This window comes from Anaerosacchariphilus hominis (genome assembly GCF_014290175.1).
Taxonomy (GTDB): Bacteria; Bacillota; Clostridia; order Lachnospirales; family Lachnospiraceae; genus Laedolimicola; species Laedolimicola hominis.
Genome location: NZ_JACOOR010000005.1, coordinates 122,164 through 145,497, shown reverse-complemented (window position 1 = coordinate 145,497; position 23,334 = coordinate 122,164). Strand labels below are relative to the sequence as shown.

Below are 23,334 nucleotides of genomic sequence, written 5' to 3'. Positions count from 1 at the left end.
GGGCATTTATCGGAAGAAGTTCTGTTCACTGATTAAAAAAAGTTATGAGTCAAAAAAAGCTGTTTTTCGACAGCTTTTTTTGTACCCTTTTTTCGGCTCCTTTTCGATTGTAATGTATTGACAATTCAGAATCTTTTCGTTAAGATAGGATATTAATAACCGCTTTTTGCGGTGACAAAAGAATTGACTACAAAGACTTGAGAGGAGAGAATAAAATGGGTAAGATTATTGGAGAAAGCATTACCTTTGACGACGTACTTCTGGTACCGTCCTATTCCGAGGTGATTCCGAATCAGGTGGATCTGAGCACACATCTGACAAAGACCATCAAGCTGAACATTCCGATGATGAGCGCCAGCATGGATACCGTTACGGAGCATCGCATGGCTATCGCTATGGCAAGACAGGGTGGTATCGGAATTATCCATAAGAATATGTCTATTGAGCATCAGGCGGAGGAAGTTGACAAGGTAAAGCGTTCCGAGAATGGCGTTATCACCGATCCCTTTTATTTGTCTCCGGAGCATACGCTGGCAGACGCCAATGAGCTGATGGCCAAGTTCCGCATTTCCGGCGTTCCGATTACCGAGGGCAGAAAGCTGGTAGGTATCATTACCAATCGTGACCTGAAGTTCGAGACAGATTTTTCCAAGAAAATCAAAGAGTCCATGACCTCCGAGGGACTGGTTACCGCGAAGGAGGGCATCACTCTGGACGAGGCCAAGGCTATCCTGGCCAAGGCAAGAAAAGAGAAGCTGCCCATCGTGGACGACGACTTTAACCTGAAGGGCTTAATCACCATTAAGGATATCGAGAAGCAGATTAAGTACCCGAATTCCGCAAAGGATGCCAAGGGCCGTCTGCTCTGCGGTGCAGGTGTGGGCATTACAAGCAATGTACTGGAGCGTGTAGAGGCTCTGGTAAAGGCTCAGGTAGACGTGATTGTGCTGGATTCCTCCCACGGACATTCCGCAAATGTCATCCGCTGCCTGAAAATGATCAAGGAAGCATATCCGGATCTGCCGCTGATCGCAGGCAATATCGCCACCGGCGAAGCAGCCAGAGACCTGATCGAGGCAGGCGCGGACGCAGTGAAGGTCGGTATCGGACCGGGCTCCATTTGTACCACCCGTGTGGTATCCGGTATCGGCGTACCGCAGATTTCCGCTATCATGGACTGCTATGAGGTGGCAAAGGAGTACGGCATTCCGGTTATCGCTGACGGCGGTATCAAGTACTCCGGAGACGTGACCAAGTCCATCGCCGCAGGCGCGAACGTCTGCATGATGGGAAGCATCTTCGCAGGCTGCGATGAGGCTCCCGGCGATTTCGAGCTGTTCCAGGGCAGAAAGTATAAGGTATACCGTGGTATGGGTTCCATCTCTGCCATGGAGAACGGCAGCAAGGATCGCTATTTCCAGGAGGGAGCAAAGAAGCTGGTTCCCGAGGGCGTAGAGGGCCGTGTGGCTTACAAGGGAACCGTAGAGGATACCATCTTCCAGCTGCTGGGCGGTCTCCGTTCCGGTATGGGTCTGTGCGGCACACCGACCATCGAGGATCTGAAGGAGAAGGGACGCTTCATCAAGATTTCCGCCGCATCCCTGAAGGAGAGCCATCCCCACGATATCCACATCACAAAAGAGGCTCCCAACTACAGCGTAGAAGAGTAAAGACAAAAGGATTCTTATAGATAAAATGCTTATAGAAAGAAGCCGGCATGCAGAATGTCGGCTTCTTTTGGTTCCTGAATAGGTGTTTTCAAAAATATGTTTTCAAAAATTTCGGAATAGATTCATAAAATATTAAGTTTTTTATGTAGTAAAATGTAACCGGAATGCGTTATGATATATGTAACGATAAAATGACGGGGAGGGAGACCCTACGCATGCTTTTATACTTATCAGTGCTGGATACAGAAGAGGAAAAGGATAAATTTACGGAAGTGTACGAGCAGTACCGGCATTTTTGCTGGTATGTGGCCAACCAGCTTCTGGAGGACGCGCAGATGGCGGAGGACGCAGTGCAGGAGACTTTTCTGGCGCTGACCCGGCATCTGGATAAGGTAGGGGATGTGGAGAGTCCGGCGACCCGTAAGTTTCTGATGACGATTGTGAAGAGCAAGGCCATCGATATCCTCCGGAAACGAAAGCCGGAGCAGTCCATGGAGGAGTCGGAATACGAACTGCCGGATCCGAAGCAGGACGTGCTGGGAGATTATATCAGCCGGGAGAACTACAATGCCTTGATTTCCTGCGTGCTGGAGCTGGACGAGAGCTATCGGGTGATTTTTGAGTACAAGTATGTCCATCAGCTTTCGGACAGGGAGATCGGCGAACTGCTTGATATTTCTCCGAAGCTGGTGAACGTCCGGTACTACCGGGCCCGAAAGAAGCTGCAGGAAATGCTGAAAAAGGAGGTGGCAGGCCGTGGCGGACGATAAGTACACGTTTCGGGAGACCGAAGAGGAGAAGGCACGGCAGGAGGAGCTGCTGACAGAGGTATTGCAGGCCTGTATGGAAGAGCAGCTGAGCTTCATTCCTCCGGAGGGCGAGATTGCCCGGAAGCATCGGTTTTCCGGGGAGTTCGAGCAGTCCATGCAGGAGATGTGCGCTACCAGGGGACGGCGGCAGCACCGCCGGATTTCCAGCAGAGAGTTTACATACGGTTTCAATAAGATCGCAGCCTGTATCCTGGTGATTCTGATGGCCGGAGGCATCCTGACGGGCGGATATCTGGCTCTGCATAGAGCCTCAGGCGTGGACAGCACGGCGCAGGTGGAGACTGCGGCGGCAGATATGGCCGAGGATACGGCGGTCATGGCTGAAGAGAGCGCAGAGGACAGTGCCGCTGACGGAGGGACCGGAGAACGGGAGACGGCGAAAGTTCCGGAACAGGTTTCCTTTGCAGGGCAATCCATCGATCTGGCTTCAGAGCAGGAGGTATCGGGAGAGACCGACACGGTGAAGACCCTGGTATCCTGCCCGGTGCTGACCCGGGACGCGGAAGAGGTCAAGGTCACAATCGGCAATATGGGCGAAGCAGCCATTTCCTATAACGCGAATATGGAGCTGCAGGTGCAGGTGGACGGAGCCTGGTATGTGGTACCCAGACGGCAGGAGCCGGTGGGACAGCAGGATACGACGGTGGTGCTGGAGCCGGGAATGGCCCAGGACGAGGAGCTGTCTTTCGCGGATTATGCTCTGGATTATGACGCAGAGCAGTACCGTGTACTGACCTATGTGGACGGTGTCCCCTACAGCGCGCAGTTCCGGTTTGAGAGCGTGGAACAGGGACTGGAAGAAGCCCTGGAGGAATGAGTATGAAAAAGAAAGCGGAAATGACAAAGATTCTGGCTGCGGTACTGCTGGCAGCCATGTCCCTGGCGGCGGGCTGCGGCGGAAGCAGTAAGAATATGGCAACGGAAGCGTCTGTGATGGATACGGCTTCCAATGCGGCAGCGGCGGACTACGGCGGCTATGGAGAGTATGAGACGGAGGACAGCTATGCGGAGGAAGCCACAGACACTTCCGGCATCGAGACACCCACGAGCACCAGTCAGAAGCTGATCAAAACCGTTACCCTGAGCATGGAGACAAAAGAGTTTGACGCATTGCTTTCCGGTATCCAGGACAAAGTCACCGAGAGTGGAGGTTACACGGAGAGATCTGAGGTGGACGGTAACAGCTACTACGGAAGCGGTAACCGTTCCGCCTGGCTGTGCCTTCGGATCCCTGTCGATAAGCTGGACACCTTTGTCACCACGGTCAGCGGTCTGGGTAATGTGACCAGCAAAAGCGAGAGCGTCGATGATATTACACTGCAGTATGTAGACACGGAAAGCCACAAAAAGGCTCTGGAGACCGAACAGGAGCGTCTGCTTATTCTCATGGAGCAGGCCGGGAACATGGAAGATATCATCAAAATCGAAACCCGCCTGTCCGAAATCCGCTACGAGCTGCAAAGTTACGAATCCACCCTGCGTACCTACGACAATCAGGTGGACTACAGTACCGTGAACGTGGATATCCGGGAGGTGGAACGGGAGTCTTCGGGCGCTGTAAAGCAGAGCTATCTGGAAGAGGTGAAAAGCCGTCTTTCCGATAATTTCTATGATATCGGACAGGGCCTCCGAAACTTTTCCATCTGGCTGATTGCATCCCTGCCCTATCTGGTACTTCTGGCGGCGGCAGCCTTCCTTGTAATAAAGCTGGCGGGAAAAATCCTGAAGCATCAGCCCCTGTTTCGTAAAAAGTCCGGAAAAGACGGGGAAGAACCGGGGAAACAGTAAAAGATAAGAGCGGGGAAGCGAGGCAGCTTCCCCGTTTTCATACTTTCCTATTCTGAAAAAATCTGTTATAATAAAATTAATATCGGCTTTTTACGGACAGAAAGGACAGCGATGAAAGAATATAACGAAGGGTTTCAGTATCAGGTTAAGATAGGAGAGTATCACCGGCCCGGCATCACAAGGCAGGGGGAGGATATCTGTTTTACGGTGGCAGTGCCGGACGGAAAGCGCTGCAGTCTTTTGCTGTATGAAAAGGGAAGCCGGGAGGTGGCAGCGTCCATCCCCATGGGAAGCTCGTCGCAATATGGAGATCTGCGTTCCGTGGAGATCGGGAAGCTTCCTATGGAAGCGTATGAATACAATTATCTGGTGGACGGACAGGTGGTGACCGACCCTTATGCCCATCGGATCGCAGGCCGGGAGCAGTGGGGCGTGCCCGTGAGCGGAGAGGGCAGTATCCGCGGCTGTATCGTGAACGGCTCCTACGACTGGGAGGGAGACCGACAGCTGCAGCTTCCCTATGAGGAGATTGTGGCCTACAGCACCCATGTACGGGGATTCACCCGCCATGGCTCTTCAGGTGTGCGGGCCAAGGGAACCTTTCGGGGAGTAGCGGAGAAAATTCCTTATCTGAAAAAGCTGGGAATCAATCAGTTGGAGCTGATGCCGGTCTATGAGTTTGCCGAAGTGGAGGACTGGGATGAAAAGCGGCCTCCTTTACGGGTCCTGTTCGGAAACGAGAAAGAACGGATGAACTACTGGGGCTACGGGACCGGGTACTACTTTGCGCCCAAGGCCTCCTATGCGGCCTCCGGCGACCCGGTGCGGGAGCTGAAGGATCTGGTGAAGCAGCTCCATAAAAATGAAATCGAACTGATTCTGGAATTCTATTTTCCCAAAGGAATCCGGACAGCTCTGGTGTTGGACTGTATCCGTTACTGGGTGCTGGAGTACCACATCGACGGCATCCATGTGAACCGGGATGGGACGCCGGTGGAGGCCCTGGCCCAGGAACCCCTTCTGAGCCATACGAAGATAATGACCGAGAGCTTCGGCCTGGATGAGATCTACGAGGAACGATATACGCCGGCTTTCCGGAATCTGGCGGAGTATCACGACGCCTTTTTGCAGGGCGCCAGAAGGTTCCTGAAGGGCGACGAGGGAGAACTGGCTTCCTTTATCTGGCGGGCCAGAAGAAATCCGGATCGCTGCGCGGTGATGAACTATCTGGCGGGACACAATGGCTTTACCCTGATGGACACGGTCTCCTATGACGAGAAACATAATGAGGCCAATGGAGAAAAGAACCGGGACGGTACGGATTATAATTACAGCTGGAACTGCGGTGAGGAAGGCCCCAGCCGGAAGAAAAAGACAGTGGCCCTGCGGGCCAGACAGCTGCGGAACGCTTTCCTTTTGCTGCTCTTAAGTCAGGGCACGCCCCTGATCTACGGCGGCGACGAGCGGGGGAATTCCCAGTCAGGCAATAATAACGTATACTGTCAGGACAATGAGCTGTCCTGGATCAACTGGAAGCCGGGAAAGGCCTGGGAGTTTCTGCCGGAATACGTGGAGAAGCTCATCGCCTTCCGGGCGGCCCATCCGGTCTTCCGGCAGAAAAAGGAGCTGTGCCAGACCGATTACCTGTCCTGCGGATATCCGGATGTGTCTTATCATGGGAAGCGGGCCTGGTTCGGCGATTTTGAGAACTACAGCCGGAGTGTGGGCATCCTTTACGCAGGGGAATATGTGGCGGCGAATTCCGAAGGACTGCAGCAGGATGATTCCTTCTATGTGGCCTGCAATATGCACTGGATTCCCCATGAGTTCGCACTGCCGGGCCTTCCGGACAGACGGGTCTGGAGTGTAGCCATCGACAGTGGCGTAGAGGGAGCAGCCGGTATCTGCAGCGACGGAGAGGAGCGTTCTCTGGAGGATCAGCGGACCGTGACGGTCCCGGGTAGGACCATTCTGGTACTGCGGGGCAAAAAGGAAATGAAAAACAGGCAGGTTGAGAAGTGACATGAAGGCTTGGAAGCATTTTTGTACGATTACAGAACATAAAATCATGGTGATGCGTCACTGCTTTAAGATAGGGCTCTACCGGCAGGGATTGCTGCATGATATGTCAAAATATACGCCCACGGAGTTTCTGCCTGGGTGTAAGTACTATCAGGGCTACCGCAGTCCCAACAACGCAGAACGGGAGGAAAAGGGTTATTCGGCGGCCTGGCTCCACCATAAGGGCAGGAACAAGCATCACTATGAATACTGGATTGATTACAGCCTGGGGCCGGTCAAGGGAATGACCGGTATGAAGATGCCCAACCGGTACGTGGCGGAGATGATGATGGATCGGATGGCGGCATCGAAGATTTATAACGGAAAAAACTATACCCAGCATGAGCCCCTGTCATATTATGAAAAGGGAAAGGATTCCTATATGATTCATGATGAGACCCGGGCTTTGCTTGAGCATCTTCTGCACCTGTTGGACCAGCAGGGAGAGGAAGCGGTATTCGCCTATATCCGAAAGGAGATCGTGGGAAAGAAGGAATATCCGAAGATTCCGCCCAGACCCTGGCAGCTGACGGGGGATGGAACCTATCGGACGGATCGGGAGCTGGAAGTCATTCGGAAAGAAGCGCAGAAGCCTTCGTAAAGAGCTTTTGTGGAGAGAAATTTTCATAAAAAAGAGGAAATCCAAGAAATACGCGGAATTATATACTATAGAGGAAACTGAAAAGGAAAACCGGAAGGCTTCGATAGCAGTGACGCAGACGCGTCGGAAGGAGGAAGCATGACGATTCGGGAAAGCACGGAACAGTGGGAAAGCGTATATTTAAGCCCTCACGCATCCTTAAGCAGAGATTCCAGAGGACGGGACCGGTACGAGCCACCCTGTGATATCCGGCCGGTATACCAGAGAGACCGGGATCGGATCCTTCACTGTAAGTCCTTTCGGAGGCTGAAGCACAAGACCCAGGTATTTCTGACGCCCCGGGGCGATCATTACCGGACCAGGCTGACCCATACCCTGGAGGTTTCCCAGATAGCGAGGACCATGGCGAAGGCTCTGCGGCTGAACGAGGATCTGACGGAGGCCATTGCACTGGGACACGACCTGGGACACACGCCCTTCGGACATGCGGGAGAGCGTGTGCTAAATGATCTCTGCAGCAGCGGCTTTGCCCATTATAAGCAGAGCGTCCGGGTGGTGGAGAAGCTGGAGAAGAGCGGAAAGGGCCTGAATCTCACCTGGGAGGTGCGGGACGGCATCCTGAACCACCGGACCAGCGGCAGTCCCTCTACCCTGGAGGGAAAGCTGGTGCGTTTTTCCGATAAGATCGCCTATATCAACCACGATATCGACGACGCCATCCGGGCCGGGATTCTGAAAGAGGAGGATATTCCCCTGTCCTACCGGCAGGTGCTGGGCGGCAGTACCCGGGAGCGGCTGAATACCCTGGTACACGATATCATCGGCCAGAGTATGGAGCAGCCGGATATCCGTATGTCCGAAGAGGTGGAGGAGGGTATGCACGCCCTGAGAAACTTCATGTTCAATCATGTATACACAAATCCCATTGCCAAAGGGGAGGAGGTCAAGGCACGAAATATGCTGGAAGGCCTGTTTACCTATTATATGGACCATCCGGAGGAGCTGTCTGAAGAATTCAAGGCCATGCTGGCCAGCGGCCGGGATCCCCTGGAAATTGTGGTGTGCGATTACATATCCGGCATGACAGACCAGTATGCCATTTACAAGTTTGAAGAGTACTTTGTTCCGAAAGCATGGAACGCATAGGTGAAAATAGATGTATTATTCAGAAGATCTGATAGAGGAGGTACGTTCCAGAAATGACATCGTAGATGTGATTTCAGGGTATGTACGGCTTCAGAGGAAGGGATCCAGCTATTTCGGGCTCTGCCCCTTCCACAGTGAGAAGTCGCCCTCCTTTTCCGTGTCGCCGGGCAAGCAGATGTATTACTGCTTTGGCTGCGGTGCCGGCGGAAATGTGTTTACGTTTTTAATGGAATACGAGAATTTTACCTTCCCGGAGGCGGTGAAGACCCTGGCGGATCGCTGCGGCGTAGATCTGCCGGAGGTGGAGTACTCCGAGGAGGCCAGGCAGCAGGCGGATCTGAAGAGCCGGCTGCTGGAGATTCAGAAAAAAGCGGCGAAGTATTATTACTATCAGCTGCGTCAGCCCAAGGGCCGGGTGGGCTACGAGTACCTGCGGGGCCGGGAACTCAGCGACGAGACCATCCAGAAGTTCGGTTTGGGCTATTCCGGACAGCAGAGCCGGGAGCTGTACCAGTATTTGAAGCATGAGGGGTATTCGGACGCCCTTTTAAAGGAGTCGGGCCTGTTCAGCATGGACGAGCGGAGCGGCGTCTACGATAAGTTCTGGAACCGGGTCATGTTTCCGATCATGGATGCCAATCATCGGGTCATTGGCTTCGGCGGCCGGGTTATGGGAGACGCCAAACCCAAGTACCTGAACTCGCCGGAGACGAAGATCTTCGACAAGAGCCGGAACCTGTACGGCCTGAATTTCGCCAGAAGCTCCCGGAAGGGGAATCTGATCATCTGCGAGGGTTATATGGATGTGATTGCCCTCCATCAGGCAGGCTTCAGCCAGGCGGTGGCTTCTCTGGGAACGGCACTGACCACCCAGCAGGCCATTCTGATGAAGCGCTACGCGGACGAGGTGCTGGTCACCTACGACAGCGACGAGGCCGGAACCAAGGCGGCCCTACGGGCCATTCCCATTCTGAAGGAAGCGGGGTTGACCATGCGGGTCATCAATATGAAGCCTTACAAGGATCCCGATGAATTTATCAAAAATATGGGAAGGGAAGCCTTTCAGCAGCGGATGGACGAAGCCCAGAGCAGCTTTTTATTTGAAGTGGAGGTTCTGGAGCGGAAGTATAATCTGAAGGATCCGGCCCAGAAGACTGCCTTTTTTGATGAGACAGCCAAAAAGCTTTTGGGATTTTCCGATGAAATCGAACGGAATAATTACATCGAGGCCGTGGCGGCACGGTACGGAACCGGGTATGAGGCCCTGAGAAGAAAGGTGAACCAGCTGGGACTGGTCCTGGGCGGACAGGCTCCTGCGCCCAGACCCCGGGACGTGTCCTCGAACCGGAAGGAAAAGGACGAGGGAACGGCGGCTTCCCAGAAGCTTCTGCTCACTTGGATGATCGCCGGGGAGAATTATTTCCGGGTGATCCGAAGATATATTGAGCCGGAGGACTTTACGGTGCCTCTGTACCGACAGATTGCCGGGATACTGTATGAGCAGCAGGAGCAGGGAAAGCTGAATCCGGCCGGGATCTTAAGCCGCTTTGAGAACACGGAGGAGCAACGGGAGGCGGCGGCCGTATTCAACGCTACTTTAAAGCAGATAGAGACCAAAGAGGAAACAGAAAAAGCACTGCAGGAAACCATATACAAGATCCGGCAGGAATCCCTGAACCGGAAAGGAAAAGAGCTTGCTCCCACAGATATGGAGGGGCTGCAGAAGCTGATACAGAGTCGGCGGGAACTGGAGAAACTGCATATTTCACTGGATTAAGGATAAAATACTAACAAGTTATGGAAGGATGGAAGAAGATGGACGAAAACGCAGCAAAGTTTGAGGAGAAGTTAAAAGAGATTCTGGTAATGGCCAAGAAGAAAAAGAATATTCTGGAGTATCAGGAGATCAGCGATTTCTTCGCAGAATTTGAGCTGGATCCGGAACACATGGAGAAGGTTCTGGACTATCTGGAAGCAAATAATATCGACGTACTCCGCATTACAGGCGACGGGGACGAGCCCGACGACGCCCTGCTTCTGGCAGAGGATGACGACGACGTGGATGTGGAACAGATCGATCTGTCCGTGCCGGACGGTGTAAGCATTGAGGATCCGGTCCGGATGTACTTAAAGGAGATTGGTAAGGTTCCCCTTCTGAGCGCGGACGAGGAGATCGAGCTGGCGAAGCGGATGGAAGAGGGCGACGAGGACGCCAAAAAGCGTCTGGCAGAGGCGAACCTCCGTCTGGTGGTCAGCATCGCAAAGCGCTATGTGGGCCGCGGTATGCTGTTCCTGGATCTGATTCAGGAGGGAAATCTGGGTCTTATCAAGGCCGTGGAGAAGTTTGATTACCGGAAGGGCTATAAGTTCAGTACTTACGCTACCTGGTGGATCCGTCAGGCCATCACCAGAGCCATCGCCGACCAGGCCAGAACCATCCGTATCCCGGTACACATGGTGGAGACCATCAACAAGCTAATCCGGGTATCACGTCAGCTGCTCCAGGAGCTGGGCCGCGAACCTACTCCGGAGGAGATCGCCGAGGAGATGAAGCTTCCGGTGGAGCGTGTCCGTGAGATCCTGAAGATCTCCCAGGAGCCCGTATCCCTGGAGACACCCATCGGTGAGGAAGAGGACAGCCACCTGGGCGACTTCATTCAGGATGACAATGTCCCCGTGCCGGCGGACGCCGCTGCCTTTACCCTGTTAAAGGAACAGCTGGTAGAGGTTTTAAGCACCCTGACCGATCGGGAGCAGAAGGTACTGCGCCTGCGCTTCGGCCTGGATGACGGACGGGCCCGTACCCTGGAGGAAGTGGGAAAAGAGTTTAATGTCACCCGTGAGCGTATCCGTCAGATCGAGGCCAAGGCCCTCAGAAAGCTGCGTCACCCCAGCCGCAGCCGGAAGCTGAAGGATTATCTGGACTAAGCCGGATACAGGAACGGAAGAAGATACGGAGAAAAGAATGAATATATCAAGACGACTGAACCGACTGGCAGATATGGTCACAGAGGGCAGCCGGCTGGCAGATGTGGGAACAGATCATGGATATGTTCCCCTTTGTCTTTGCGGGCAGAAGCGGATCCAAAGGGCCATTGCCATGGATGTGAACCAGGGCCCCCTGGAGCGGGCGAAGGCCCACATCCGGGAAGCCGGTATGGAAGGACAGATCGAGACGAGACTGTCTGACGGCCTGACAGCCCTGCGGGCCGGAGAAGCCGATACCATCCTCATCGCAGGGATGGGCGGTCCGCTGACCATCCGGATTCTGCGGGAAGGCGCCCATGCTTTGCCGGGGGTAAAGGAACTGATTCTGCAGCCCCAGTCGGAGATCGGAGAGGTGCGCCGGTTCCTTCGGGAAAACGGCTGGCAGATAGTCCGGGAGGACATCCTTCAGGAGGACGGAAAGTATTATCCCATGTTCCGGGCAGTTCCTGCGGAAGCACCGGAGTCCTGCAGCGAAGAGGAATACCGGTTCGGAAAAACGGAGCTTCAGGAGTCCCCACAGGTACTTCTGGAGTTTCTGGAAAAGCGGATCCGGGTCAATGAAAGTATCTGCGCCGGTCTTCCGGAAGGGGACGAGGAGCGGATCCGGGAACGGAAAAGAGAAGTAGAGCAGGAACTGGCGCTTTTACAGAAGGTGCGGACCTGCCTGGAAAAGAGACAGAATGGAGGAAGCCTATGAACTGTCAGGAGATTATCGAGGCCATCGAGCAGCGGTATCCGCTGAAATATGCCTGCGACTGGGACAATCCGGGACTGCTGGCCGGCAGCCGGGAAAGGGAGGTGGATACGGTCTACATCGCTCTGGACGCCACGGATCAGGTGGTGGACGCGGCGGCCGAGTGCGGCGCGCAGCTGCTTCTGACCCATCACCCCATGATTTTCGGAAGGATCTGTTCTGTGACCACCGATGATTATGTGGGAGAACGGCTGATCCGTCTGATTCGGGACGACATTTCCTACTATGCCATGCACACCAATTACGATGTGATGGGCATGGCAGAGTTGGCAGCGGATCGGATCGAGCTGCGGGAGAGAGAAGTACTGGAAGAGGTGCTGGAGGGAGAAGGCATCGGCCGGGTAGGACGTCTGTCCTGTCCCATGACCCTGCGGGAGTGCGCGGAGTTTGTGAAGGAACGGTTTGGCCTGCCTAATGTAAAGGTCTTCGGCGATCTGAATCGGCAGGTGGAGCGTGCTGCTATTTCCCCCGGATCCGGAAAGAGCATGGCGGAGCCTGCCAGAAGTAAGGGCGCGGAGGTGCTGATTACCGGAGATATCGATCATCATACGGGGATCGATATGGCCGACTGCGGACTTTCCATTATTGACGCAGGCCACTATGGCATCGAACATATTTATATCGGAGACATGGAGCGCTTTTTAAAGGAGCGTTTTCCGGGGCTCCGGATTTATACGGCACCCATTGCGCAGCCCTTTGAAGTGCTGTAAGCCTAAAGGGAATGGGAAGGAGGAACGGAGTATATGGTAAAAGCGACGATCAACGGAAAGGTGTATGAATATCCGGAAGGGATCCGGTACGGCGAGATAGCGGCAGAGCTGCAAAAGGACTATGCCCATGATATTGTACTGGTATCGGTGAATAAAAGACTGCGGGAGCTGAATAAAAAGCTTTACGAGGACGCGGAGCTGGTGTTCTATACCACGGCGGATATGGTGGGAGCCCAGGCATACCGGCGCAGTCTGACCATGTTGCTGATGAAGGCGGTGTACCGGGTGGCAGGCCATGAGAATGTCATTAGAGCCCAGGTGAATTATTCCCTAAGTAACGGTTATTACTGTACAGTACAGGGAAATGTAACGGTGGACGAAGCCTTCCTTGGGGCGGTGAAGAGGCAGATGGAAGAGTATGTGGCCCGAAAGACTGTGATAGAAAAAAAGAATGTGGCCACAGATAAGGCCCTTCGCATCTTCCACAACCATAAGATGTTTGACAAGGAGAAGCTGTTCCGGTATCGCCGGGCTTCCCGGGTGAATATCTACAGCATCGGAGAATTCGAGGACTATTATTATGGCTATATGGTGCCGGATACGGGATACCTGAAGTATTTTGAGCTGTACCCCTATGACGAGGGCTTTGTGCTCCAGTTTCCTACCACGGCAGAGCCGGAAAAGGTTCCGCCCTTCGCGCCCCAGAACAAGGTATTCCAGGTCATGAAGGAATCAGCCAAATGGGGCGATCTGCTTGGAATCTCCACGGTGGGTGATCTGAATGACTGCATCGCCCAGGGGAAACTGCAGCAGCTGATCATGACCCAGGAGGCTCTGCAGGAGCGGAAGCTGGCAGAGATGGCCAGCCGGATTGCGGCGGACCACAGCAAAAAGTTCATTATGATCGCCGGCCCCTCCTCCTCGGGAAAGACCACATTTTCCCGGAGACTGTCCATTCAGCTGTCGGCGGCGGGCTTAAGACCCCATCCCATTTCCGTGGATAATTACTTCGTGGAGAGGGAGATGACGCCCCGGGACGAGAACGGCGATTACAACTTCGAGTGTCTGGAAGCCATGGACGTGGAACTCTTTAACCGGCAGATGCGCGAGCTCCTGGAGGGAAAGACCGTGGAGCTTCCCTACTTTAACTTCAAGACCGGAAAAAAAGAGTACAACGGCGATTACCTCACCATGGGCGAGGAGGACATCCTGGTTATCGAGGGCATCCACTGTCTGAATGATAAGCTGTCCCATAGTCTGCCCCGGGAGAGTAAGTTTAAGATCTATATCAGCGCCCTGACCCAGTTAAATGTGGATGAGCACAACCGGATCCCTACCACCGACGGCCGCCTGATCCGCCGGATGGTTCGTGACGCCCGGACCCGTGGAGCCAGCGCTGCCCGCACCATCTCCATGTGGCCCTCCGTCCGGAGAGGAGAAGAGGAGAACATCTTCCCATACCAGGAAGAAGCTGACGTGGTCTTCAATTCTGCCCTGATCTACGAGCTCTCCGTCCTGAAACAGTACGCCGAGCCCCTGCTATTCGGCATCGACCGGGAAGCCCCCGAATACCTGGAAGCCAAGCGTCTCCTGAAATTTCTGGACTACTTCTTGGGCGTAGACAGCACAAACATCCCTGATAATTCCCTGGTACGGGAATTCATCGGAGGTGGCTGCTTCCAGCTGTAAAGCAGGGGGAAAGCTGTTTGAGACCGGCGGGAATTGGAAATAAGAAAATAGGGATAAATGAGAAACCGCCGCAAGGTGAAAGCCTGCGGCGGTTTCGCTATGTTTTTCCGCGTAATAGATGCAATTATCTCAGCGGGACTGTTGGGTCAGTTCTTTCAGTTCCTGAAAGAGTGCCAGATCCTCCTGGCTGATTTTCAGATTGGAGCAATAGCGCCTGCCGTCCGGTTCGGTGACCGTAAACTCCAGAATGGTTCCCTCCCGAATGCCGTCCTGCATGACAGAATTCAGAAACAGGGGAAACTTGGGGTGTGCGGCCCGGAAACGGTCCCAGGCGGATTTCATTTTTAAAAGCTGCATCGGATTCATAGATGATTCTCCTTTTGGTTCATATCAAATGTGTGTGGCACAGCAGTTATTATAACAGGTTTCGGGTGTTTTCCATATCCTACAGTTCCCGGGTGTTCAGGGGAATCGTCAGCTTTTTCAGTTTCTCCATGTTGGTCTGGGGTATCACATTACCCGAATAGATCTTGTCCTTGATGGCCTGCATCCGACGGTCGGTCTGGGCGATGATATCGGCGCAGTTCCGCAGCTCTTCAGAGAGTTCGTCCGCGTTTTCCAGGTCGTCGATATCCTGCTTATATTTCAGCTGATGATCCACACTGGCCCAGAAGTCCATGGCGATGGTGCGAATCTGAACCTCCACCCGGATATTTTTCTTCTGATTGGAGAAAAAGACGGGAATCTCCACGATGAGGTGCAGGCTGCGGTAGCCGTTGTCCTTGGGATGCTCGATGTAATCCTTCTTTTTGATCAGGGTAATATCATCCTGGCGCAGCAACATATCCGCTACGGTATAGATATCGTCGATGAACGAGCAGATGACCCGGACGCCTGCCACGTCGTTCAGATTCTGTTCCACGGATTCCACGCTGACCGGCACGCCGTAGCGGTGCAGCTTTTCCACGATGCTTAAGGGCTTCTTCACCCGGGAAGTGATGAATTCGATGGGATTGCGCTTGTGGTGGATACTCAGTTCGTCGTTCAGCACTTCCAGCTTGGTCCGCATCTCGCGGATGGCACAGCTGTACATCATCATCAGTTCCTGGAATTCAAAGGCCTGGTTGACAAAATAGGTCTGTATATCGGGAATATCCGTAGTATCGAGAAATGTTTTCTGTAATTCGTTTTCCATAGGAGCCACCATCCTGTGTCAGTTTGTATTGTTGAGAACTTTTATTGTTAAGATTATAACACAGATGGGAGAAAAATGGAAGAGGCTTGCAAAAGTCCGGAAAATGTGTATACTGGATATTAGTTATGCCCATTTCCGGAAATACTTCGGAAGGGGCTTTTCCATCGTTAGTTTATACATGTACAAGATAAGGAAGAATGAATTTATGGCAAATTATGTAGATGAAATCAAAAGAAGAAGAACCTTCGCAATCATTTCCCATCCGGACGCAGGTAAAACCACTCTGACCGAGAAGTTCCTGCTCTACGGCGGAGCGATCAATCTGGCCGGTTCTGTAAAGGGAAAGGCTACGGCCCGTCACGCGGTATCCGACTGGATGGAGATCGAGAAAGAACGAGGTATTTCCGTTACTTCTTCTGTTCTGCAGTTTAATTACGACGGCTACTGCATCAATATTCTGGATACCCCGGGACATCAGGACTTCTCCGAGGATACCTACCGTACCCTGATGGCGGCGGATTCCGCGGTTATGGTCATCGACGGAAGCAAGGGTGTGGAGGCCCAGACCCGGAAGCTTTTCAAGGTCTGCGCCATGCGCCATATCCCGATTTTTACCTTCATTAACAAGATGGACCGGGATGCCATGGATATCTTCGAGCTTCTGGACGACATCGAGAACGAGTTGGGTATCGCCACCTGTCCGGTGAACTGGCCCATCGGATCCGGCAAGGCCTTCAAGGGTGTCTACGACCGGAATACGGAGAAGGTGCTTTTGTTCTCCGATACGGAGAAAGGAACCAAGGAAGGTGAGGAGCTGGATCTGTCCATCAACGATCCCCAGATCGACAGTATCCTGGATCCGGGTCAGAAGGAGAAGCTCATGGACGATATCGAGCTTTTGGACGGGGCCAGCGCGGAGTTTGATCAGGAACTGGTCAGCCAGGGAAAGCTTTCTCCGGTATTCTTCGGATCGGCTCTGACGAACTTTGGTGTGGAGACTTTTCTGCGCCATTTCCTTCAGATGACCACATCCCCGCTGCCCCGTAAAGCGGACGTAGGTGTCATCGATCCCATGGAAGAGGAATTTTCTGCCTTTGTATTCAAGATTCAGGCGAATATGAATAAGGCCCATCGGGACCGTATCGCTTTTATCCGTATCTGCTCCGGCAAGTTCACGGCCGGTATGGAGGTCTTTCATGTACAGGGCGGCAGAAAGCAGCGCCTGTCCCAGCCCCAGCAGATCATGGCCCAGGACCGGAAGATTGTGGACGAGGCCTACGCAGGCGATATCATCGGTGTATTCGACCCGGGCATCTTCTCCATCGGAGATACCTTATGTATGCCGGGCAAGCAGATTAAGTACGAAGGAATTCCCACTTTCGCGCCGGAGCATTTCGCCCGTGTGCGTCAGATGGATACCATGAAGCGGAAGCAGTTCGTCAAGGGTATCGAGCAGATTGCCCAGGAGGGCGCCATTCAGATCTTCCAGGAGTTCAATACCGGTATGGAAGAGATCATCGTGGGCGTGGTGGGCGTCCTGCAGTTCGACGTGCTGAAGTACCGTCTGGAGAACGAGTATAACGTGGATATCCGTCTGGAGCCGCTGCCCTACGAACATATCCGCTGGATTGAGAACGAGGATATCGATATGAGCAAGCTGGTGGGTACTTCCGACATGAAGAAGATCAAGGATCTGAAAGGCAGACCGCTGCTTATCTGGGCCAATGCCTGGAGCGTGGGCATGACCCTGGAGCGAAATCCGGGCCTGAAGCTCTCCGAGTTCGGCCGTTAAAAGGCAGAGGGCCGCAGGAAACAGGAAAAAGCTATGACAGATGGACTTGTATACTTGTCAACCTGCGGGAAAGTGTGATAAAATAGATACAGTATTTTAAAGAAAATCTTATAGAAATGTCAGCCGCCGGAAACGGCGGAAAACCAGAGAATAACAGGAGGTTTCAGATATGGCGAAGGAAGAGAAGAGAGGCGTTCACATGATTCATGCGGACGGACAGCTGGGAGAAGTGCAGATCGCGGACGAGGTCGTGGCTACCATCGCAGGCCTTGCGGCCACTGAGGTGGAAGGCGTTGCTTCCATGGCGGGAAATATCACTAATGAGCTCATCGGAAAGCTGGGTGTGAAGAACCTGTCCAAGGGCGTGAAGGTACTGGTGACCGAGGAGAACGTAGACGTGGATCTGGCCCTGAATATTGATTATGGATACAGCATCATGAAGGTATCCGAGAAAGTACAGGATCGCGTAAAGAGCGCCATTGAGAATATGACCGGTCTGGAAGTATCCATGGTAAATATCCGTATTGTCAATGTCAACATGGGCAAAGAGGATAAGTAGTACAGATAAGTGGTGCAGATTAGGAAGGGAGCGGCTGCAGGCAGCGGCTCCCTTTTCACAGAAAGTCTGAAAAGAAAAAGGAAAGAAGTCAGGACGGAAGAAGATGAAAAGACGAGAGTTGAGAGAGCATATTTTTGAACTGCTGTTCCGCGTGGAATTCAACAGCCCGGAGGAGATGCAGGAGCAGGTACGCCTGTTTTTTGAGAATCTGGGAGAGATCGAAGACAAGGATCGGGATTATATCAAGCAGAAGTATGCGCATATTATAGAAAAACTGCCGGAGATCGACGCTCTTCTGGGCGAGGCGGCAGAGGGATGGAAGGTCTCCCGGATGGGAAAGGCGGATCTGACCATTCTGCGGCTGGCGGTCTACGAGATGAAGTACGACGAGGATGTGCCTGTGGGCGTGGCAGTCAACGAGGCTGTGGAGCTGTCCAAGAAGTTTGGCGGAGACGAGTCTCCGGTATTTATCAATGGTATTCTGGGTAAAATAGGAAAAGCAGAATGAAACATGTCTACACCGTAGGACAGGTCAATACGTACATCAAAAATATGTTCAACCAGGATTTCCTGCTGAACCGGGTCTATGTGAAGGGCGAGGTGTCCAACTGTAAGTATCACAGCTCGGGACACCTGTATTTTTCCCTGAAGGACGAAAGCGGGGCCTTGTCCTGCGTCATGTTCGCGGGTCAGAGAGCGGGCCTGGGATTCCGAATGCGGGATGGTCAGCGGGTCATTGTGCTGGGAAGCGTCAGCGTCTATGAGCGAAGCGGAAGCTACCAGCTCTATGCCAGGGAGATTCTGCAGGATGGCGTGGGCCAGCTTTACGAGGCCTTTGAAAAACTGAAGAACGAACTGGAAGAAATGGGAATGTTTGCACAGGAGTACAAGCAGCCCATTCCCTTTTATGTGAGAAAACTGGGGATCGTCACAGCGCCTACCGGGGCGGCGGTACAGGATATCCGGAATATCGCCCTCAGGCGAAACCCTTATGTGCAGCTGATTCTCTACCCGGCTCTGGTACAGGGAGAGGGCGCGGCGGACAGTATCGTAAGGGGAATTCAGGCCCTGGATGAGATGGGCCTGGACGTACTGATTGTGGGCCGTGGAGGAGGTTCCATGGAGGATCTGTGGGCCTTTAACGAGGAAAAGGTGGCCCGGGCCATCTTCGACTGCAGGACACCCGTGATCTCTGCAGTGGGACATGAGACAGATACTACCATCGCAGACTATGTGGCAGACTTAAGAGCGCCGACTCCTTCTGCGGCGGCAGAGCTGGCGGTGACAGACATCCGGGAACTGTTGGAGCGGATGTCCACGTACCGGAAGCAGATGGATGCAGTATTCAGGCATCGGATGGAGGAGTACTATCGGCGGCTGGCAGTGCTGAAGGGACGTGTACAGCAGATCAGTCCCCGGACGCAGCTCTACGAGAAGCGGATGCGTCACAGTGAGCTACAGAACCGGATGGAGCAGGCCATGGAGCAGAAGTTCTCTGACCGGAGAAACAGCCTGAATCTCTACATCGAGAGAATGCACGGCTTGTCGCCGCTTCTGAAGCTGCAGCAGGGCTATTCCTACACGGAGGGCCCGGACGGAAAAGCCGTGACGGGTATCGACCAGGCGGCGGAAGGAGAAATGCTTCGGATCCATGTGACTGATGGTATCTACACGGCGGTGGTGGAGAAGCGGGAGAAAGTCGAGAGAGGATAAGCGGTATGGCAGAGGAAAAAGAGACGACATTGGAGGAAGCCTTTGCGGAGTTGGACGGGATGCTGGAGAAGCTGGCGGACCGGGATGTGCCCCTGGAGGAGTCTTTCGCTATCTATGCGGAGGGCGTGAAGCTTTTGAAATATTGCAGCGAGAAGCTGGACAGAGTAGAGAAAAAGATGATGGTCATGAATGAGGAGGGAACGCTGGATGAATTTTAAAGAAGAACTTCAGAAAAAGACAGCAGAGATCGAAGCGCTTCTGCAGACTTATCTGCCGGAAGAGACCGGCTTTCAGAAGACAGTTCTGGAAGCGGTGAACTATAGTATCACAGCCGGAGGAAAGCGCCTGCGGCCCCTTCTGATGCAAGAGACCTACCGGATGTTCGGCGGAGAGGGAAAGGTCGTGGAGCCCTTTATGGCGGCTATGGAAATGATACATACCTATTCGCTGGTACATGATGACCTGCCAGCCATGGACAATGATGAGTACCGCCGGGGCAAAAAGACCACTCATGCGGTGTACGGAGAGGCTATGGGCATTCTGGCGGGAGACGCTCTTCTGAATCTGGCCTTTGAGACGGCGGCAGGAGCATTTGACCTGGAGACCAGCGGGCGCACGGCAAAGGCCCTGCAGATCCTGTCCCGGAAGGCGGGCATCTACGGTATGATCGGCGGTCAGGTGGTGGATGTGGAGTCCGAGGGACAGCCCCTGTCCCGGGAGAAGCTGGACTTTATCTACCGACTGAAGACCAGCGCCCTCATCGAGGCGGCCATGACTGTGGGCGCAGTGCTGGCGGGAGCCACGGAGGAAGAGACTTCGGCCATCGAGAGCGTAGCCGGAGATGTGGGATTGGCGTTCCAGATCCAGGACGATATTCTGGATGTGACCAGTACCCTGGAGGTGCTGGGAAAGCCCGTTCACAGTGACGATAAGAACCATAAAACCACCTATGTGACCCTAGAGGGTCTGGATAAGGCGAGGGAAGACGTGAAGGAGATCTCCGAGAGGGCCATCCGCACCCTGACTTCCCTGAGGAAAAAGAACGAGTTCCTGGAGGAACTCATCCGGATGCTGATTACGAGAGAAAAATAAAACAGAGGTGAGTACATGCTGCTGGAGAGAATCAATCAGGTCAATGATATAAAGAAACTGGATAAAAGTGAGTGGGAGCCGCTGGCGCAGGAGATACGGGATTTCCTGATTGAAAAGATAAGCGTGACGGGAGGGCATCTGGCGTCGAATTTGGGCGTGGTGGAGCTGACCATGGCCATGCACCTGGCCTTTGACTTCCCGCAGGATCAAGTGGTCTGGGACGTGGGACACCAGTCCTACACCCATAAGCTTTTGACAGGAAGAAAGGCAGGCTTTGATGAACTGCGCAAATACGGCGGTATGAGCGGATTCCCCAAGCGCAAGGAGAGCGACTGCGACTGCTTTGATACGGGACACAGCTCTACCTCCATTTCTGCGGGCATCGGTCTGGTGAAGGCACGGGAACTGACAGGGGGAAGCCAGAGCGTGATTTCCGTTATCGGCGACGGTTCCATGACCGGCGGCATGGCCTTTGAGGCCTTGAATAATGCCTCCCAGTTAAAGAGTAATTTTATTATCGTTCTGAATGATAACCAGATGTCCATCGCGGAGAATGTGGGCGGTCTGTCCCAGTACCTGAATGGTATGCGTTCCGCGGAGGGATATAATAACTTTAAAGAGGGCCTGCAGAGCACCCTGGAGAAGATTCCGGTATACGGCGACGGCATCGTGCGGCAGCTGAAGAAGACCAAGAGCGGCCTGAAGCAGTTGGTGATTCCGGGAATGTTCTTTGAGGATATGGGCATCACGTACCTGGGCCCGGTGGACGGTCATAATATTGATCAGCTCATCCGGACTTTCAAGGAGGCCAAGCGGGTGCGCCATGCAGTACTTATCCATGTCTGTACCAAGAAGGGCAAAGGCTATGAGCCGGCAGAGCGTCATCCTTCCCGGTTCCATGGGGCGGAGCCCTTTGTCATCGAAACGGGTCTGCCCAAGAGCAGACGGGCCAAAGCGAATTACACAGATATTTTTTCCACGGTTATGCGAAAGCTGGGTGACCGGGACGAGAAAGTGGTGGCTATTACAGCGGCTATGCCCGATGGGACCGGCCTGAAGCGCTTTAAGAATATGTTCCCGGAACGGTTCTTTGACGTGGGAATCGCCGAGCAGCACGCGGTGACCTTTGCGGCGGGACTGGCTGCAGGCGGTATGAAGCCGGTAGTGGCAGTGTATTCTTCTTTCCTGCAGCGGGCCTACGATCAGGTGCTTCACGATGTCTGTATTCAAAATCTCCATGTGGTATTTGCCATCGACCGGGCAGGGCTGGTGGGAAGCGACGGAGAGACCCATCAGGGCATCTTTGACCTGTCCTATCTGTCCAGCATCCCGAATATGACCATTATGGCTCCGAAGAATAAATGGGAGCTTTCAGATATGCTGAAGTTTGCGGTGAACTATGAGGGACCCGCTGCCCTGCGGTATCCCAGAGGCGAGGCCTACGACGGCCTGCAGGAGTTCCGGGCACCCATAGAGTACGGAAAGAGTGAAATGCTGTATGAGGAGGCGGATATCGCTTTGCTGGCAGTGGGCAGCATGGTGAAGACGGCGGAGCAGGTGCGGAATATCCTGAAGGATACGGGTTATAACTGTACGCTTGTCAACGCCCGTTTCGTGAAGCCTCTGGATGAGCAGATGGTGGAAGAGATGGCAAAGCAGCACCGGATTCTGGTGACCCTGGAGGAGAATGTACGGAGCGGAGGCTTCGGCGATCATGTGCTGGAGTATGTGAACGACCGGAAGCTGGATATGACGGTTCTGAATATCGCCCTTCCGGACGAGTATGTGGAGCATGGTAACGTGGCTCTGCTTTATAAAGAAGTGGGCCTGGATGCGGAGACCATTGCAAAACAGATTATTACGGCCTATATCGGGCAGATGTAAGGAGAAAAGATATGAAAGTACGTCTGGATGTGCTTCTGGTGAGCAGAGGACTGGCGGAGTCCAGAGAAAAAGCGAAAGCTATTATCATGGAGGGAAAGGTCTTTGTGAAGGGTCAGAGAGAGGACAAGGCCGGTTCCGTGTTTGACGAGGCAGCCCCCATCGAGATTCACGGACAGAAGCTTCGGTATGTGAGCCGGGGCGGCCTGAAGCTGGAGAAGGCTGTGGCACATTTTGACCTGGGACTGGAAGGAAAGATCTGTATGGATGTGGGATCCTCCACCGGTGGCTTCACGGACTGCATGCTTCAGAATGGCGCGGTCAAGGTCTACGCCGTGGATGTGGGGACCAATCAGTTGGACTGGAAGCTGCGAAGCGACCCCAGAGTGGTAGCTATGGAGAAGACCAACATTCGTTATCTGACTCCGGATCAGATCGAAGAGCGGCCCCAGTTCGCGTCCATTGACGTGGCTTTTATTTCTCTGACCAAAGTACTGCTTCCGGTGCGGGAGCTTTTAAGCGATGACGGCGAGGTGGTGGCTCTCATCAAGCCCCAGTTTGAAGCGGGCCGGGAAAAGGTAGGTAAAAAGGGCGTGGTGCGGGAAAAAAGTACCCATCTGGAGGTCATTCAGATGGTTTTGACCTACGCCTGGTCCATCGGTTTTGATATTCTGGCCCTGGAGTTCTCTCCCATCAAGGGACCTGAAGGGAATATCGAGTATCTGACCTGGCTGCAGAAGACAGACCGGGGAACCACAGAGGAGCTTCCCGACTGGGAGGAGATGCGGACTCATCTTCCGGATTCCATCGATCCGAAGCAGATCGTGGAAGAGGCCCATGGAACTCTGGATAAAGAAAAATAAAG

At 53.6% G+C, this 23,334-nt stretch carries 21 protein-coding genes and 1 pseudogene; 20 read left to right on the top strand and 2 right to left on the bottom strand.

Features of this window, described 5'->3' with window-relative positions:
• Window positions 1–215: 215 nt before the first annotated feature.
• The 12 genes and pseudogenes from guaB (at window position 216) to H8S44_RS09915 (ending at window position 14,237) form a co-directional block, all read left to right on the top strand.
• Window positions 216–1,670, top strand: coding sequence for an IMP dehydrogenase (gene guaB, locus H8S44_RS09970; protein ID WP_186873545.1), 1,455 nt, complete (start codon window positions 216–218; stop codon window positions 1,668–1,670).
• Between the two features lie 215 nt (window positions 1,671–1,885).
• Window positions 1,886–2,440: an RNA polymerase sigma factor gene (locus tag H8S44_RS09965; RefSeq protein ID WP_186873544.1), complete on the top strand. Its 555-nt coding sequence runs from the start codon at window positions 1,886–1,888 to the stop codon at window positions 2,438–2,440.
• On the top strand, window positions 2,427–3,317 hold the full coding sequence (locus tag H8S44_RS09960) for an immunoglobulin-like domain-containing protein (protein WP_186873543.1): 891 nt from the start codon (window positions 2,427–2,429) through the stop codon (window positions 3,315–3,317). The genes H8S44_RS09965 and H8S44_RS09960 overlap by 14 nt, the downstream gene beginning before the upstream one ends.
• A 2-nt stretch (window positions 3,318–3,319) precedes the next feature.
• Window positions 3,320–4,288 (top strand): DUF4349 domain-containing protein, encoded by a 969-nt coding sequence (locus H8S44_RS09955; RefSeq protein WP_186873542.1) that lies wholly within the window; start codon window positions 3,320–3,322, stop codon window positions 4,286–4,288.
• A 111-nt stretch (window positions 4,289–4,399) separates the two neighbouring features.
• A complete protein-coding gene (locus tag H8S44_RS09950) occupies window positions 4,400–6,310 on the top strand; it encodes an alpha-amylase family glycosyl hydrolase (RefSeq protein ID WP_186873541.1) in 1,911 nt (636 codons plus the stop codon).
• Window position 6,311: 1 nt separating this feature from the next.
• A pseudogene (locus H8S44_RS09945) lies at window positions 6,312–6,842 on the top strand (DUF5662 family protein); the annotation flags it as partial.
• Window positions 6,843–7,088: 246 nt separating this feature from the next.
• Complete coding sequence (locus tag H8S44_RS09940; RefSeq protein WP_186873540.1) at window positions 7,089–8,096, top strand: deoxyguanosinetriphosphate triphosphohydrolase; 1,008 nt, start codon at window positions 7,089–7,091, stop codon at window positions 8,094–8,096.
• 10 nt (window positions 8,097–8,106) lie between these two features.
• Window positions 8,107–9,873, top strand: coding sequence for a DNA primase (gene dnaG / locus H8S44_RS09935; protein ID WP_186873539.1), 1,767 nt, complete (start codon window positions 8,107–8,109; stop codon window positions 9,871–9,873).
• Window positions 9,874–9,911: 38 nt separating this feature from the next.
• Entirely contained in the window at window positions 9,912–11,024 is a 1,113-nt protein-coding gene (gene rpoD / locus H8S44_RS09930) for an RNA polymerase sigma factor RpoD (RefSeq protein ID WP_186873538.1), read from the top strand.
• 37 nt (window positions 11,025–11,061) lie between these two features.
• On the top strand, window positions 11,062–11,781 hold the full coding sequence (locus tag H8S44_RS09925) for a tRNA (adenine(22)-N(1))-methyltransferase (protein WP_186873537.1): 720 nt from the start codon (window positions 11,062–11,064) through the stop codon (window positions 11,779–11,781).
• Entirely contained in the window at window positions 11,778–12,548 is a 771-nt protein-coding gene (locus H8S44_RS09920) for a Nif3-like dinuclear metal center hexameric protein (protein ID WP_186873536.1), read from the top strand. Before H8S44_RS09925 ends, H8S44_RS09920 begins: the two co-directional genes overlap by 4 nt.
• Window positions 12,549–12,581: 33 nt before the next feature.
• Complete coding sequence (locus H8S44_RS09915; RefSeq protein ID WP_186873535.1) at window positions 12,582–14,237, top strand: nucleoside kinase; 1,656 nt, start codon at window positions 12,582–12,584, stop codon at window positions 14,235–14,237.
• Window positions 14,238–14,366: 129 nt separating this feature from the next.
• Here the strand turns inward: H8S44_RS09915 and H8S44_RS09910 are convergent, their stop codons facing one another.
• Together H8S44_RS09910 and H8S44_RS09905 are read right to left on the bottom strand one after the other, a co-directional pair.
• Entirely contained in the window at window positions 14,367–14,603 is a 237-nt protein-coding gene (locus H8S44_RS09910; protein ID WP_186873534.1) for a hypothetical protein, read from the bottom strand.
• A gap of 79 nt (window positions 14,604–14,682) precedes the next feature.
• Window positions 14,683–15,432, bottom strand: a complete 750-nt coding sequence (locus tag H8S44_RS09905) for a GTP pyrophosphokinase (protein ID WP_243167549.1) — start codon at window positions 15,430–15,432, stop codon at window positions 14,683–14,685.
• A gap of 205 nt (window positions 15,433–15,637) precedes the next feature.
• Between H8S44_RS09905 and H8S44_RS09900 the strand changes: the two genes are divergently transcribed.
• From H8S44_RS09900 to H8S44_RS09865, 8 genes are all read left to right on the top strand, one after another.
• Entirely contained in the window at window positions 15,638–17,224 is a 1,587-nt protein-coding gene (locus H8S44_RS09900) for a peptide chain release factor 3 (protein WP_186873532.1), read from the top strand.
• 169 nt (window positions 17,225–17,393) lie between these two features.
• On the top strand, window positions 17,394–17,783 hold the full coding sequence (locus H8S44_RS09895; RefSeq protein ID WP_186873531.1) for an Asp23/Gls24 family envelope stress response protein: 390 nt from the start codon (window positions 17,394–17,396) through the stop codon (window positions 17,781–17,783).
• Window positions 17,784–17,886: 103 nt separating this feature from the next.
• A complete protein-coding gene (nusB, locus tag H8S44_RS09890) occupies window positions 17,887–18,291 on the top strand; it encodes a transcription antitermination factor NusB (RefSeq protein ID WP_186873530.1) in 405 nt (134 codons plus the stop codon).
• Complete coding sequence (gene xseA / locus H8S44_RS09885; RefSeq protein WP_186873529.1) at window positions 18,288–19,496, top strand: exodeoxyribonuclease VII large subunit; 1,209 nt, start codon at window positions 18,288–18,290, stop codon at window positions 19,494–19,496. Before nusB ends, xseA begins: the two co-directional genes overlap by 4 nt.
• A gap of 5 nt (window positions 19,497–19,501) precedes the next feature.
• Window positions 19,502–19,714: an exodeoxyribonuclease VII small subunit gene (gene xseB / locus H8S44_RS09880; protein ID WP_186873528.1), complete on the top strand. Its 213-nt coding sequence runs from the start codon at window positions 19,502–19,504 to the stop codon at window positions 19,712–19,714.
• Window positions 19,704–20,588, top strand: coding sequence for a polyprenyl synthetase family protein (locus H8S44_RS09875; RefSeq protein WP_186873527.1), 885 nt, complete (start codon window positions 19,704–19,706; stop codon window positions 20,586–20,588). Before xseB ends, H8S44_RS09875 begins: the two co-directional genes overlap by 11 nt.
• 15 nt (window positions 20,589–20,603) lie before the next feature.
• Entirely contained in the window at window positions 20,604–22,472 is a 1,869-nt protein-coding gene (gene dxs, locus H8S44_RS09870) for a 1-deoxy-D-xylulose-5-phosphate synthase (protein ID WP_186873526.1), read from the top strand.
• A gap of 11 nt (window positions 22,473–22,483) precedes the next feature.
• Window positions 22,484–23,332, top strand: a complete 849-nt coding sequence (locus tag H8S44_RS09865; RefSeq protein WP_186873525.1) for a TlyA family RNA methyltransferase — start codon at window positions 22,484–22,486, stop codon at window positions 23,330–23,332.
• Window positions 23,333–23,334: the final 2 nt, after the last annotated feature.